This is a genomic window from Corynebacterium sp. Marseille-P4611 (assembly GCF_916618765.1).
GTDB lineage: Bacteria > Actinomycetota > Actinomycetes > Mycobacteriales > Mycobacteriaceae > Corynebacterium > Corynebacterium marquesiae.
In genome coordinates this window covers 848,470-862,830 of the sequence record NZ_CAKAKD010000001.1, presented here as the reverse complement: position 1 = coordinate 862,830, position 14,361 = coordinate 848,470, and the positions used below count along the sequence as shown (strand labels likewise).

13 protein-coding genes are annotated in these 14,361 nt (G+C 61.5%); 8 read left to right on the top strand and 5 right to left on the bottom strand.

Translation table 11 applies throughout. The annotated features are described in order from the left end of the window. Positions 1 to 5: 5 nt before the first annotated feature. Both LG376_RS04315 and LG376_RS04310 read right to left on the bottom strand, forming a co-directional pair. The gene (locus LG376_RS04315) at positions 6 to 2,258 is read right to left on the bottom strand and encodes a transglycosylase domain-containing protein (RefSeq protein ID WP_225746263.1); all 2,253 of its coding nucleotides are present in this window, start codon (positions 2,256 to 2,258) and stop codon (positions 6 to 8) included. Positions 2,259 to 2,333: 75 nt separating this feature from the next. Further along, positions 2,334 to 2,711 carry a DUF5318 family protein gene (locus LG376_RS04310; RefSeq protein WP_034667960.1) on the bottom strand — a complete coding sequence of 126 codons (378 nt, stop codon included), beginning with the start codon at positions 2,709 to 2,711 and terminating at the stop codon, positions 2,334 to 2,336. A 117-nt stretch (positions 2,712 to 2,828) separates the two neighbouring features. Here LG376_RS04310 and LG376_RS04305 point away from each other — a divergent pair, with 117 nt between their 5' ends. The 6 genes from LG376_RS04305 to LG376_RS04280 all read left to right on the top strand — a co-directional run bounded on the left by LG376_RS04305 (position 2,829) and on the right by LG376_RS04280 (position 8,642). After that, complete coding sequence (locus LG376_RS04305) at positions 2,829 to 3,917, top strand: inositol-3-phosphate synthase (RefSeq protein ID WP_005326986.1); 1,089 nt, start codon at positions 2,829 to 2,831, stop codon at positions 3,915 to 3,917. A 54-nt stretch (positions 3,918 to 3,971) separates the two neighbouring features. After that, entirely contained in the window at positions 3,972 to 4,472 is a 501-nt protein-coding gene (locus LG376_RS04300) for a MarR family winged helix-turn-helix transcriptional regulator (RefSeq protein ID WP_049377051.1), read from the top strand. An 86-nt stretch (positions 4,473 to 4,558) separates the two neighbouring features. Further along, a complete protein-coding gene (locus LG376_RS04295) occupies positions 4,559 to 5,530 on the top strand; it encodes a universal stress protein (protein WP_225746262.1) in 972 nt (323 codons plus the stop codon). Between the two features lie 9 nt (positions 5,531 to 5,539). Next, positions 5,540 to 6,022, top strand: a complete 483-nt coding sequence (locus tag LG376_RS04290; RefSeq protein ID WP_225746261.1) for a hypothetical protein — start codon at positions 5,540 to 5,542, stop codon at positions 6,020 to 6,022. A gap of 17 nt (positions 6,023 to 6,039) precedes the next feature. Beyond that, positions 6,040 to 7,899, top strand: a complete 1,860-nt coding sequence (locus tag LG376_RS04285) for a chorismate-binding protein (RefSeq protein WP_225746260.1) — start codon at positions 6,040 to 6,042, stop codon at positions 7,897 to 7,899. Next, positions 7,896 to 8,642, top strand: coding sequence for an aminotransferase class IV (locus LG376_RS04280; RefSeq protein WP_225746259.1), 747 nt, complete (start codon positions 7,896 to 7,898; stop codon positions 8,640 to 8,642). Before LG376_RS04285 ends, LG376_RS04280 begins: the two co-directional genes overlap by 4 nt. Here the strand turns inward: LG376_RS04280 and LG376_RS04275 are convergent. Both LG376_RS04275 and LG376_RS04270 read right to left on the bottom strand, forming a co-directional pair. After that, complete coding sequence (locus tag LG376_RS04275) at positions 8,639 to 9,574, bottom strand: rhodanese-related sulfurtransferase (protein ID WP_225746258.1); 936 nt, start codon at positions 9,572 to 9,574, stop codon at positions 8,639 to 8,641. The two genes, LG376_RS04280 and LG376_RS04275, sit on opposite strands and share 4 nt — an antisense overlap. A 112-nt stretch (positions 9,575 to 9,686) precedes the next feature. Further along, complete coding sequence (locus tag LG376_RS04270; RefSeq protein WP_225746257.1) at positions 9,687 to 11,183, bottom strand: DUF1846 domain-containing protein; 1,497 nt, start codon at positions 11,181 to 11,183, stop codon at positions 9,687 to 9,689. A 127-nt stretch (positions 11,184 to 11,310) separates the two neighbouring features. On the opposite strand from LG376_RS04270, the gene LG376_RS04265 reads away from it, so the two are divergent. Together LG376_RS04265 and LG376_RS04260 are read left to right on the top strand one after the other, a co-directional pair. After that, complete coding sequence (locus LG376_RS04265) at positions 11,311 to 12,126, top strand: Fpg/Nei family DNA glycosylase (protein WP_225746256.1); 816 nt, start codon at positions 11,311 to 11,313, stop codon at positions 12,124 to 12,126. A gap of 18 nt (positions 12,127 to 12,144) precedes the next feature. After that, a complete protein-coding gene (locus LG376_RS04260) occupies positions 12,145 to 13,722 on the top strand; it encodes a bifunctional ADP-dependent NAD(P)H-hydrate dehydratase/NAD(P)H-hydrate epimerase (RefSeq protein ID WP_225746255.1) in 1,578 nt (525 codons plus the stop codon). Here LG376_RS04260 and LG376_RS04255 read toward each other — a convergent pair. After that, positions 13,719 to 14,360 carry an ABC transporter ATP-binding protein gene (locus LG376_RS04255; RefSeq protein WP_225746254.1) on the bottom strand — a complete coding sequence of 214 codons (642 nt, stop codon included), beginning with the start codon at positions 14,358 to 14,360 and terminating at the stop codon, positions 13,719 to 13,721. The two genes, LG376_RS04260 and LG376_RS04255, sit on opposite strands and share 4 nt — an antisense overlap. Between the last annotated feature and the right edge of the window lies 1 nt (position 14,361).

Genomic DNA, 14,361 nt, shown 5'->3' with positions numbered 1-14,361 from the left:
GCTGCCTACCCTAGGAGGTCTGCCAAGTCGCTATCGGGGCCGATGAGGTCATCCAACGACGGCGCCTCTGGCTGGGCCGGTGCCTGGTTGCTATTACCGCTATTGCCACCATTGCCGCTATTGCCATTGCCGCGTTGCGGTTTCGGGGCAGGCTTCGGGCTCTCCGGCTTGTTCTCCGGCTGAGCCGGTTTGGTCTCCTCTTCCGGAGCTGCTTGCTCGGCAGGGGCCTCGTAGTCCTGGGTATCGCCAGCGCCGCTATCCCAGCTCGGGTCATAGGCCGGAGCGGCCGTTCCGGCGCCCATGTTGCCGAATCCCAGCGGATAGGCAGCCGGGAAGTTTTGGAATTCGGAGTTGGCCAGGGAGTTGTCCAGCACGGCCTTCCAAATCTTGGTTGGCGCGCCGGCGCCGTACATGATGCCGCCGTACTGATCGAAGATGGCGGAGGTGTTATCCGCGGTACCTACCCACACGGCGGTAGCCAGCTGCGGGGTGGCACCGACCATCCAGGCATCCTTGTTATTGCCGGTATCGCCCATCTGAGCGGTACCGGTCTTGGAGGCGGAAACACGGCCACCGGCTAGGGCGCCATTAGACCATGCGGCCACCGGCTCCATGGCTTCGATGACGTTATTAGCCACGTTGGACGATACGCGGCGCTCGCCGCCGTCTTCGGGGTGCTCGTACAGCACTTCGCCGGCAGCGTTTTCCACGCGCTGCACAAAGTGCGGGTTATGCCATACGCCCTGGTTGGCCAGGGTGGACATGGCGGTGGCCATATCGAGCGGGCGGGACTGGTACTGGCCCAATACGATGCCTTCGAATGGCTGCTTGCCCTTTTCCGTCAGCGTCTTTTCAATGCCCGGCAGGGACTTAGCCACGCCAAGGGCGTGGGCCATGTCCGCGGTGTCCTGGGTGCCGTTCTTGAGGTCGGCCTGCAGGCGAAGGAAGGAGGTATTCAGGGATTGCTTAGTAGCCTCGCGCAGGTTGCATACGCCGCAGCCGCCGCCCATGTCGTTGTTGACAACATCCGAGCCGGGCAGCTGGTACGGAGCGGACGAGTAATTGGTATCTAGGCTGATGCCCTGCTGCAGGGCGGCCGCAAGGGTCATGATCTTGAAAGTAGAACCGGTTTGCAGCGGGGAGTTGGCGTAGTCCCAGCCATTGGAATCGTGGCCGCCAAAGTATCCGCGGACCGCACCGGTCTTCGGATCAATGGTCACGGAAGCCGCACGCGCATCCTCTTGCAGCGGAGCCATCTGGTCATCGACTGCCTGAATGGTGTTGTTCTGCACATTCATGTCGATGGTGGTGGTGATGCGCAGGCCGCCGGTCGACACCTCATTTTCGGTAATGCCTACCTCTTCCAATTCGCGGATGACCTGATCCTTGATGTGGCCATTGGCGCCGGGCGCCTCGGTGTAGGCGGAGTACTCAGCTGGGTCGCGGGTCTCTGGGAAGACCATGCCATCGCGCTGTTCCTGGGTGAGGTCACCCATTCCCACCAGGCCGTCAAGAACGTAGTTCCAACGGTCCTCGGAGCCCTCCTGGTTCACACGCGGGTCGAGGCCGGACGGGGACTGAATGAGACCGGCGAGCATGGCGCCTTCCTCCGGAGTGAGGTCCTTGGCGTCCTTATCAAAGTAGGCATTGGATGCCGCCTGGATGCCGTAGGCATTGCGGCCGAAGTACACGGTGTTGAGGTAGGCATTGAGAATATCCTCCTTATCCCACTCATTGGTCATCTTCACCGAGTAGATGAGCTCGCGAATCTTGCGCACGTAGGAGTATTCGTTGCCCACCAGCGTGTTTTTCACATACTGCTGGGTAATGGTGGAACCGCCGCCAGCATCTTCATTGCCGGTTACCTTACCAACCACGGCGCGGCCGAGGCCGGTGAAGGAGAAGCCGGAGTTATCCCAAAAGTCACGGTCCTCCGCGGCCAGCACGGAGTCCTGCACGTATTCCGGGATTTCATCCAGCTTCACGTGGGTGCGGTTGCCTTCCGGCGGCACCAAGCGGGCGAGCTGGGTCTGATTATCACCCGCATAGATGGTGGAGACCTGGTTATTGGCTAGGTCCTTCGGCTCCGGAACGGAGTATTGCGAGTATGCGTAGGCAAAAAGTCCTGCGGGCAGTGCTACAAAGACCAGTAGGAACGCCAAAACGACCCACGGCCAGATGCGGCGCTTCTTTGTCGCCTGCTTTTTGCTGGGGCGAGCCACCTTAGTGGACTTGCCGGTAGATTCCTTCTCGGTCACTGATTCGTGTCCTCATTCATCCCTGATCACAAACTAAATAATTGCAGCTTACTGCCTAAGGCGGTGCGCTGGAAACTAACACGCGTTAAATGCAGTAGCAGAACGCAACAAGTGGTTCCACCGGCACTGGCGGCATACCTCCACCTCGTGCACCGTAAACTCCAAGCCCTCGGCTACAAACTCCGCTATTTCTTTCTCACTGCGGGCGCTTCCGGCGCGGCGGCCGAGGTTCTCGCCATAGACCCAGCGCGTGAGCCGCAAAGGCTCGCCGCACACGGGGCATTCCTTATCCATGGTGCGCCCGTGGTGCTCAGCTGCGGCGCGCAGCAAAAAATCAGCATCGCACACGTCCTCCCGCGTGAGCTGCCCGGCGCGAAATTCGCGCAGGTGGTGGGCGCGCTCCCATTCATGGGAGAGCACGTGCTTATAGGCAACGGAATTCACCCGGATCATCCTAATTACCTCTTCTTGATCGATCCACATGGTGTTATGCCACCGCAGGGCATAATTTTAGGCTTACTCTTGCGCAGTCACTAACAGCCACAACTCATGGAGTTAAAGGAGTAGACCGTGTCCGAAAAAGTAAAGGTCGCCATCGTGGGCGTCGGCAACTGCGCCACGTCCCTCATTGAAGGCGTGGAGTTTTATCGCAACGCCGCGGCCGATGCAGATATTCCCGGTTTGATGCACGCCCAGTTTGGCCCGTACCACGTAGGCGATGTGGAATTCGTTGCCGCCTTCGACGTGGATGCGGACAAGGTAGGCAAGGACCTAGCGGAGGCTACGCGCAGCTCCCGCAACTGCACCATTTCCATTACCGACGTCCCTGAGCTGGGCGTTACCGTGCAGCGCGGTCCTACCCTGGACGGCCTCGGCCGGTACTACCAAGAATCCATCGCGGAATCGGAAGCCCCGCTTGCCGACGTCCCCGCCATACTCCGCCAGTCCGGCGCCGACGTCGTAGTCTCCTATCTGCCGGTGGGCTCTGAAGAAGCGGATAAATTCTACGCTCAGGCGGCTATCGATGCCGGCTGCGCCTTTGTCAATGCCTTGCCAGTCTTTATTGCCTCTGATCCGGTATGGGCGAAGAAGTTCGAAGACGCCGGGCTGCCCATCGTGGGCGATGATATTAAGTCCCAGGTGGGCGCCACCATTACTCACCGCGTCATGGCGAAGCTCTTTGAAGACCGCGGCGTGCGCTTGGAGCGCACCATGCAGCTCAATGTGGGCGGCAATATGGATTTTAAGAATATGCTCGAGCGCGAGCGCCTCGAATCCAAAAAGATCTCCAAGACGCAGGCCGTAACCTCTAACCTGCACAACTCACCCATCGCCGGCAAGCGGGAGGACCGCAACGTCCACATCGGGCCTTCCGATTACGTGGAATGGCTCGATGATCGCAAATGGGCCTATGTCCGCTTGGAGGGCTCTGCCTTTGGCGAAGTACCTCTGAACTTGGAGTACAAACTGGAGGTCTGGGACTCGCCTAACTCCGCCGGCATCATCATTGATGCGGTGCGTGCCGCCAAGATTGCCCTCGACCGCGGGGTGGCGGGCCCGGTACTGGCTGCCTCGTCCTACTTGATGAAATCCCCGCCGGTACAAAAGGCCGATGACGTGGCGCGCGCCGAGTTAGAAGACTTTATTGCCGGAAACTAATTTTTTAACTTCCGAACTACCGCGCAGGGAAAACGGGCTATACAATCGTTTTTTATGACGCAGCAACATGAGGAGAAGGGCCCCGCTCAATCCCCGTCTACGTACGAGGATGCCGTCGAGGTCGCGCGTTCCATCCAGCCGTCGCTCAATAAGCTCATTCTTATTTTCCAGCGCACGGCGGAGGGCTCTTCACTGACCACCTCCCAGGTGTCCATCATGAACCAGCTGCGTATGCGCGGACCGTCGCGCGTTTCCACTATCGCGCAGGCAGAGCTTATCCGCATGCCCACCGCCTCCAACGCGCTTTACCAGCTAGAGCGCCGCGGCTACGTGGAACGCCACCGCGATGAAGAGGACCGCCGCGGCGTCTTGGTAGCACTGACGCAACTAGGCGAATCCGAACTAGCCATCGTCTCGCAGCAGCGCGCCTCCGCCCTAGCAGAAATCATGCGGTGGCTCGAGCCGAAGGATTTAGAGACCGCGAACGACGTTGCCACCGTCATCTCCAAGCTCGCTGATGTCTATCGCCCCACAATGAACGACGAACAGCGCTAGTTTTGCCCGCGGTGATTTCATTTTTCTTGGGCTTAACGTGATAATTGAGAAAACGAAAACCGTAATCTCTCACTAGTTCACTCCGTATGGCAACTGATTCTTCCGATGGGCATCTGCCAGCCTTGAGCAAGGGCTCGGCCGATAAGCCCCTTCGTATCCTCATTTCTTGGAGCCCTTCTTCCTCCGGCACCGAGGCTCTAGATTGTGCCGCGTGGCTTTCCCGTACCGCCACTATCCAGGTACGGGTCATCTCTACCGTGTTCCAGCCGTGGACTACTACCTCCCTCAGCAAGCTGGGCGGAAAATATAAGAAATGGTTTAAAGCACAAAAAGAAGCCTGCGCGGCCGCTACCCGTGCCGCCCTCGATGAAGCCGGCGTACCCCGCAGCTGCTGGGATGACAAGCCTTCCCTCTTGGTCGACGGGCCTTCGCGCCCCCAGCTACTGACGGAGATGGCCAAGAAGTTCGGGGCAGACCTCATCATCTTAGGCCCCAACCAGGCGGCGCCGAAGGGCCGTTTCTTTGCTGGTTCTACGGCCGATACCTTGCTGCATTATTCTCCTCAACCATTGGGCTTGGTGCCCCGCAAGGTAAAGCTGTCCAAGCACGGCGTCACCCGCTTCAACTTTGCCATCACCGAACGCAGCCCGCGCGAAGATCATGAGATGCTCGCCGCAGCTGAGCTCGCGAACCGCTGGAACCTGCCGCTGCGCCTGCTTGCCTTCTCGGCAAACGGTCTGCTCAATACGCCGTCCAAGGATAAGCACGATATGGCGCTTAAGCTGACGGCCGAGTGGCTCGAGGATTCCCTCGCCATGCTGGACCGCGCCCGCGATTGCATCCAAGAGCAATTCCCCGAGCTGGATGTCACCTCTGAAATTGGTTCCGGCGCGGGCTGGGGCGGCGCGGTGGATTCGCTCAAGTGGAAGAAGGGCGATCTGATGCTCATGTCCTCCACCCCGCAGGGGCCCATCGCCCGCGTGTTCTTGGGATCTACCGCCACGGAGCTGCTGCCGCATATTCGGGTGCCTATCTTGGTCCACCCTGCCTGTGGTTAGGATTGGGGCATGAGCCTGCGACCAGAGCATCCCGAAAACGATCTGACCTCCGATGCGGACTATGCCAATCTGCGTCGCCCGGAACCGCGGAGCTTTGATGAGCTGGCCGATGAGCCGGACCCTTTAGAGATTGCCGCTGCTAACCGCCGCTCCACCCGCCAGGCCGTCTGGTACATGATCGGCGTTCTTGTGCTCTCCGCGCTTTATGGTTTCGCAGTCGCGCTCGTCACCCGGCTCTCCGGCGGCCCCTTGTGCGAGGACGGCGCCGCCACGTGGCTCTGCACCGACGGGCAGCGCACCTTCTTTAGCCTGACCACCCCGATCATTCCCTTCTTCGGCATGATCGGCTGCGCCATCATCATGGTGCGCAAGCTGCACCGCTATCTGCGGTGGCGCAGTTGGATGGCCATTTTCTGGGTAATGGCCTGCAATTTCATGCTGTGGACCATCACCGATATCCAGCTGTTCCTCATGGACTCGGCCGCCGCGTAGAAACTTTCCGCCTCCCTATGATCCTCCTGCTTGATAATTACGATTCTTATACCTTCAACCTTGCCCACCTCATCGCGGAGGTAGCCGGACGCGAACCACTCGTCGTCGCCGCCGGTGAAGCGGAAGGGCTGGCCGAGCGCGTCCGTGCGGGCGAATTTTCCCACGTGGTGATCTCTCCTGGCCCGGGCACGCCGGAACGTGAAGAGGATTTCGGTGCTGCCCGGGGCATTATCGCCGCCGCGGCCGCGGCCGAGATTCCGGTGCTGGGCGTATGCCTTGGCCACCAGGGGCTAGGCCTGCTAGCCGGCGCCCAGGTGTCGCCGGCGCCGCAGCCGCGCCACGGTTTTGTCTCCACCATCCGTCACTCGGGCGAAGGCATCTTTGCCGGAATCCCGCAAGACTTCGAAGTGGTGCGCTACCACTCCCTGCACATAGAAGAGGCCCCCGGCATCACCGTCCATGCCCGCAGCGAAGACGGCGTCATCCAAGCGCTCAAGGTGGATGGATTGCCGCACTGGGGCGTGCAATTCCACCCCGAGTCGGTGCTTACCCAGCACGGCCGGGACATCATGCGCAATTTCCTCGGCGGATTCCGCCTGCTCCACCGCGAGGTGCCCGGCGCGGTGGACTGCGCACGGGTCTTTGCCGCCCTGCGGGCCGAGGGCAACGATGCCTTCTTCCTCGACTCCGCGGATCCCCGTGGGCGCTATTCCATCCTCGGCGATACCGCGGGAGCGTTGAGTCGCTCTTTCCGCTACCAGCTTGGTGACGCCCCCGATATCCTCACCCTCCTCGACCGCGAGCTCGCCACCCGCATCATCGACGCACCGGCCCTCCCGTTTACCGGCGGGGTCATCGGGTACCTAGGCTACGAATGCGCCCAGCTCACACTGCCGATTGAACTTAGCCACCGCTCCCCTTACCCAGATGCCTATTTTGTGCGGCCGCAGTCCTTCATCGTCTACGACCACCACGCAGAAACCGCGCACCTGTGCTGCCTTGCCGGCGACGGCGCCGAGGAATTGCTAAACCGCCTGGAAGCCGCCTTAGATGCAGAGGGACCACGGCCTACGGGGGAGGACGGTGGGGCGTCGCTAAGCGCGGGCTCCTGGCGCAGCCCTGGCTACCTGGAGCGGATTAAGCGCGCCCAGGAATTCCTGCACGCCGGCGAGAGCTACGAGGTCTGCCTGACCGATACCTACACGGCCGCGGCCGAGGGTGAGCTCTATCGCCAATTGCGCTCGCACAATCCCGCTCCCTATGCCGCGCACCTCGTCTTCGATGGCGTCGAGGTCTGCAGTGCCTCGCCCGAGCGCTTCCTCACCGTGCGCGGCCGCGAGGTAGAGGCCAAGCCGATTAAGGGCACCATCTCGGCCGATCAGGATCCCGCGCTGCTGACCACGGACCCGAAGACACGGGCCGAAAACCTCATGATCGTTGACCTACTGCGCAATGATCTCTCCCGGGTATGCGAACCCGGCACCGTGCGCGTGCCGAAGTTGATGCAGGTAGAAAGCTATGCCACCGTGCATCAATTGGTCTCCACCATTACCGGGCAGCTGCGCGCCAGTGCCACCGCGATCGATGCCCTCCGCGCCATCTTCCCTCCCGGATCGATGACGGGCGCGCCGAAGCTGCGCACCTGCGAGATCATTGACCAGCTCGAAACGGGACCGCTCGGCGTGTACTCCGGCGTGGTGGGCTACTTGGGGTTTGACGGTCAATCCGATCTCAGCGTGGTCATCCGCACGGCCGTGCGCGCGGTCGGTGAGGTCACCATCGGCGCCGGCGGGGCCATCGTCCTAGATTCGGATCCGGCCGCCGAGTTAGAAGAGCGCAACCTCAAGGCCCAGTCCGTGCTGGGGGCGTGGCAATGAGCACCTATCTCTGGCACGAGGGCAGCTTCATTCCAAGCCAGCCTCACCCCGGGCCCTTTGACGTGGCGGATTCTTGGCGGATGCTTGGCGACGCCCACTCCAACGCCCTCCCCCTGCACCTCCAGCGCTTCGAGTCGGTGGCCGGACCGCTTCCCGCCGGCTTCGTCCCCGCGATGCTGCAGCTTATGGGCCCCGGCGATCTCTTTCCCCGCATCTCGCTAGCCGGCGGACACCTGCGCCTCGATATTCGCCCCGCACCCCCTGCGCGCCCGGTCACCCGGGTGACCTATGTGCAAGCCCCCGACCCGCGCACGCAGCCCTTAGTCAAGGGCCCCGACTTCCCAGCGCTGGCACGCTACCGCGATGAGTATCAGGCAGACGGCACCGATGACACCGCCATCGTGGATTCCTCTGGTGCCATGGTGGAGACCACCACCGGCGCGCTCGTCGCCTGGGACGAGGAAACGCTCATCCTCCCCACCGGTCCGGCGCTGCCCAGCATCACGCTGCGCCAAGTTGCCCGGCGCGCTGCGGACCTTGGAATTCACACCGAAACGCGCCCCATCACCCCTGAGCTCGCCGCCGAGTGCCCCCTGTGGTTCCTCAACTCGCTCCACGGCATGAGCCCCGTTAGCGAACTACACGCCCCCACCGGTGTCATCCATCCACCGCACAGCCCGCATACCACCGCGTGGCAGCACTGGTGGTGGGGCTGTTTCCGCAAGGAAACTGCGGGCGACTAGCTCTCCTGCTTGGCTAGCTGCGCTGCCACTTCGGCGCAATCCGGCCGACCGCAGTGCTGCGTTTCTACATGTTGGATGCAGTCATCACAGATGAGCACCTGCTGGCGGCAGGTATCTTCATTGATGCAATTGTGGAAGGTATTCGTGCCCTTACCGCAGTGCACGCAGTGGCCCAGCTGAATGAAGCCGGGGTCTTGGAGTCCTTGGCCAAACTCGTGGTGCATGCGCTTGTCAAAGACATACATGGAGCCTTCCCACAGACCATCATTGCCGTACTTTTCGCCGTAGCGCACGATGCCGCCATCGATCTGGTAGACCTCTTTGAAGCCACGGTTCTTCATCAACGAGGACAGGATCTCGCAACGAATGCCACCGGTGCAGTAGGACACCACCGGCTTATCCTTCATCCAGTCATACTTGCCGGACTCGATTTCCTCGATGAAATCATGCGTGGTTTTCACATCGGGCACGACGGCATTTTTGAACTTGCCAATCTCCGCTTCCATGGCGTTACGGCCGTCAAAGAAGACGACCTCCTCGCCACGTTCTTCTACCAGCTTATTTACCTCTTCTGGCTTGAGGTGCACGCCGCCGCCAACGACGCCGTTTTCATCCACCTTCAGCTCGCCCGGCGCGCCAAAGGCCACGATTTCATCGCGCACCTTGACCGAAAGCCGCGGGAAGTCATCCGCGCCACCTTCGGACCACTTGAATTGCATGCGCTTAAAGCCGGGGTATTCCTTGGTCTGGCGGACGTAGCGCTTGCAGGCTTCCATATCGCCGCCAACGGTGCCGTTGATGCCGTGCTCGGAAATGAGGATGCGCCCCGTGAGCCCCAGGGACTCGCACAAGGTGCGCTGCCACAGCATGATAGCGGTGGGATCTTCGATGGGGGTAAAGCAGTAATATAGGAGAACTTTGCCAATAGTCACGCCCTAATCTTAGGCCCGCAGCTGCGCAGATCCCCAATCTTGTAGCTCTTCCTTATATGACTTCGGCCCCTCCAGCACAAGCTGAAAGGGCCGAATCTTGAGCACGCGAAATCTAGCGCTTCTGGTACAGCGCCTTCTTGCGGGCGAAGACGGGATCAGAGGTCACGAGCACGCCGAGGTTGCGGAAGATTCCCTCATCCACAGAACCCAGGATGGTGGTGGTGTGGACGTCGCAACCAGCAAGCTCCTTGATCTGCTCCAGCGCCTTGCGGGCATTGTCATCCTTCGCCGCAGACACGGACAAGGCGATCAGAACCTCGTCGGTATGCAGGCGTGGATTCTTGGAACCCAAATGCTTGGTCTTGAGCGTTTGAATCGGCTCGATGGACTCGGGCGACAGCAGGTGGATATCGTCATCGATGCCCGCCAGGTGCTTCAGCGCATTGAGCAGCATCGCCGCCGAGCAGCCCAGCAGGGGCGCGGTGCGGCCGGTGATCATGGTGCCATCGTGCAGCTGCATAGCGGAGGCGGGCTCCCCGGTTTCTTCCGCGCGCTGGCGCGCAGGTGCCACCACGGGGCGGTCTTCTACCTTGATGCCGGCCTTGGCCATGATGACCGCGGCGCGCTCGGATTGCTCGGTGCCCAAGCCCGCACGAGCCTCTTCCACCTGCGCCTTGAAGTAACGGCGGATGATTTCTTGCTGGGCGGCGGCGCGGCACACGGCGTCGTCAGTAATGCAGAAGCCCGCCATGTTCACGCCCATGTCCGTCGGGGACTGGTACGGGGTGGTGCCGGTGAGCTTTTCCAAAAGCGTGCGCAGCAGCGGGAACGCTTCCACATCGCGGTTGTAGTTCACGGTGGATTCGCCGTGGGCGGACAGGTGGAAGTGGTCAATAATATTGGAATCATTGAGGTCCACCGTGGCTGCCTCATAGGCCAGGTTCACGGGGTGTTCCAGGGGGAGATTCCAGATAGGGAAGGTTTCAAACTTGGCGTAGCCGGCATTTTTGCCGCGCTGGTGTTCGTGGTAAACCTGCGAGAGCGCGGTGGCCAGCTTGCCGGAGCCGGGGCCCGGCGCGGTGACCACGACGAGGTCGCGGGAGGTTTCCGCAAACTCATTGCGGCCAAAACCTTCTTCGGACACGATGAGGTCCGTATTGGTGGGGTAACCAGGGATAACACAGTGGCGCGCCACCTTGAGGCCGAGGCGCTCTGCCTTGTCGATGAAGGCTTCGGCTTGGGAGTTGCCTTCCTCCAGCTGGGTCATGACGATGTTTTCTACCAAGAATCCGCGGCTGCGGAATACGTCCACCAGGCGCAGCAGGTCATCTTCATAAAGAATGCCCAGGTCCGCGCGCACCTTCTGGCGGGAGATATCTTTCGCGTTGATGCAGATGAGGATCTCTACGTCCTCTTTGATGCGCTCCAGCATCGCGATTTTATTGTCCGGGGTGAAGCCGGGCAGCACGCGGGAGGCGTGCATATCGTCAAAAAGCTTGCCGCCCATCTCTAGGTAGAGTTTGCCGCCGATTTCCTCACGGCGGGCGTGAATGTGCTTCGACTGTAGCTCGATGTATTTCTCGCGGTCAAAGCCAATTTTTTGCGTCATGATTTGAAAGCCTTCCCCTGAGTTAAATCATTCCGCATTTCGAGTTTACGCTATTGCCACCTCCCGAATAAGTGGGCTGGTTAGCGGCAGGTTTGGCCGAAAATTCTTCCCGATTAGACTGAGTTCTATGCCTGAAGGTCACGTTATCCACCGCCTAGCTAATAAATTCAACGCCGATTATCGCGGCATGCCGCTGCGCGTGACCAGTCCGCAGGGTCGCTTCGCAGCGGAGGCGGAGCTGCTCGATGGCGAGCGCATCGAGCTGGCAGAGACCTACGGCAAGCACCTTTTCGTGCACTTTAGCGCCCAGGATCCGCGCCATATCCTCTATATTCACCTAGGCCTGATTGGCAAGCTGCGCTTCGAGCCCCGCGAGGAAACCGGGGGACAGATCCGGGTGCGCATTGATAATGGCGCCGAGGCCGCTAACCTGCGCGGACCGCAGTTTTGCCGCCTGCTCACCGAAGAGGGGTACCGCGCACAGCTAACCAAGGTAGGCCAAGACCCGCTGCGCAAGGACGCCGACGTGGAGGCGCTCTGGGCCAAAGTGCATAAATCGCGCCGCAGCATCGGCTCCCTCATGATGGATCAGCACCTTTATGCCGGAGTGGGCAATATCTACCGGGCGGAGACCCTCTTTCGCCACGGCCTCTCCCCTTTCCTGCCTGGCCGCGACGTTTCCCGTGAAACCTTTGACGCCACGTGGACCGACCTAGTGGATCTGATGGAGTACGGGGTGCAACACGGCCGCATTGATACGGTGCGGCCCGAGCATTCCCCCGAAGCCATGGGGCGCGAACCGCGTAAAGACGACCATGGCGGGGAGGTTTATGTCTATCGCCGCGCCGGTTTGCCCTGCTATGTGTGCGGCACCCCAGTGGCGGAAAGAGTCATGGAGGGACGCAACCTATTCTGGTGTCCGACCTGCCAGCCGGCTCCTTAAAGGCCTATCCTGGCGGGCATGCGATATGCCTATAGCGTTACTGCCGTCCGCGCGGCGGAGCGTTCCCTTCTAGCCCAGCAGAACTTTGACGATGAGCTCATGCGTTTGGCCGCACGAGGCGTGGCGGCCACGGCCGCGAGCATGCTCGGCTCTTATCGGCGCGTAACTATCCTTGTCGGGCCAGGCGGCAACGGCGGCGATGGCCTCTACGCTGGCGCTTTCTTGGCGGAGAAAGGCTATTCAGTAGTGGCTATCCTCGCGGCGGATGCCGCACACGAACCCGCGCTAGACGCATTTGCCACGGCCGGCGGAACCATAGCGAACGACCTAGGAAACGCCGATCTGCTTATCGACGCCGTCGCCGGCCTCGCCTCCACCCGCGGCCTTTCCGGTGCCCCACTGAGGGCCTATACCGAGGCCAAGAAGCGTGGGGTGCCGGTATTAGCGGTGGACATTCCGTCGGGCATTAACGCCGATACCGGCGTAGCTGCAGCCGGTGCTGTAGAGGCAGACGTGACCATTAGCTTTGGCTGGGCCCGTGCCGGACATATCTTTGCCCCGGAATGCGGCGCGGTGATGCTCTGCGATCTGCTCCTGCCCGGCGCCCCGCGCTCCTTTGCAGAAGAGCTTTCCGCTACCGCGGAGCCGGTGGGCTATATCGCCAATGAACCCACTATTACCTTGCCCTACCAGTGGCCGACTGAGCCGGTGCTTTCGGGAGAACAAGGCCTGGTCACCGCCCCGAAGCCGGTGGGCTGCACTGGACCAATCCTGGATCCGACTCCGGGGGCGACAAGCACCAAGTACACCGGCGGGGTGACCGCGGTCTGTGCTGGCAGCAGCGCCTATCCCGGCGCGGGCATCCTCGCCGCCACGGGCGCAGTGCGCGCCACTCCGTCCATGGTTCGCGTCGTGGGCAATGACTCCGTGGTCACGAGCCTGCCGGAGGTAGTGCCTCATGCCAGCGCCCAAGAAAAAGTCCACGCCCAAGCCTGGGTCGTAGGCCCAGGGCGGGGCACCGGACCGGAGGCGGCCGCGGAATTGCGCGCCGTGCTAGAACGCGGGCTGCCCACGATTATCGACGCCGATGCGCTGACCATACTTTCTACCTGTGGGGATCTGCGCGAACTCGTACGCGATCATCCCTGCGCCGTCCTGACCCCGCATGCCGGGGAATTTGAGCGGCTCTACGCGGCAACTCTCGGCCGCGAACTTGATCTTTCGAAGGGACTCGGGGTGCGCCTGCGCGAGCTTTCCGACGCGCTCGACTGCTTCATCCTGCACAAGGGCCGGATCACCACGGTCACGGCCCCAGGCCAGAAAATTTACGGCATGAACGCTGGGCATTCTTACGCAGCCACCGCCGGTTCTGGTGACGTGCTCTCTGGCATCCTCGGCGCCACGCTCGCGCAAGTGGATGCCGCCGAGACGGATGCGGGGGCGGTAATTATGGAAATCCTGCACGCCGCGGCCATTCACCAACACGCGGCAGCCATTGCCGCCCACACCCCAGACGGCTTTGGCCTATGCTCCGCCTCCCAGATTGCCGCAGCCGTGCCGCAGGCAATCGCACGGCTACTAGTAATGCAGCGCTAGCCGAGCGCAGAGACCTTCTCCTGCTCAGAGACGTGGCCATCCTTGACCTCTACCACGCGGTCAGCGAAGTTCAGCAGGGAGCGGTCGTGGGTCACCAGCACGGTGGCGGTGTTCATCTCCTGGGTGACATCGCGCAAGAGGCGGATGATCTCCTGCGAAAGGTGGGAATCAAGCGCAGAGGTGGGCTCATCGGCCAAGAGCAGGTCTGGTCGCTCCATGAGCGCACGGGCGATATTGACGCGCTGGCGCTGGCCACCGGACAACTGACCCATGCGGCGATTGCCCATTCCTGCGAGGCCAACAAACTCCAATAACTCATCGGCGCGCTGTGGGCGCAGCTTGCGGCCAGCGATATGGTCCATGATCACCAATTGGTCGCGCACATTGAGCGAGGACAGCAGGTTGGCCTGCTGGAAGATGATGGAGCGGGTACCGCCCACGTGCACGGAACCGGAATCTGGGGTGATGAGGCCTGCGGCTACGGACAGCAACGTGGACTTGCCGGACCCGGACTCACCCACGATGGCGGTAAGGGTAGTGGATTCGGCGATGAGGGAGGCGTCGGCAAGCGCGGTGGTCGTGGTCTCACCGTCTTGGTAGGTCACGGTGGCGTTGCGGATATCAAGAATGGTGGACATG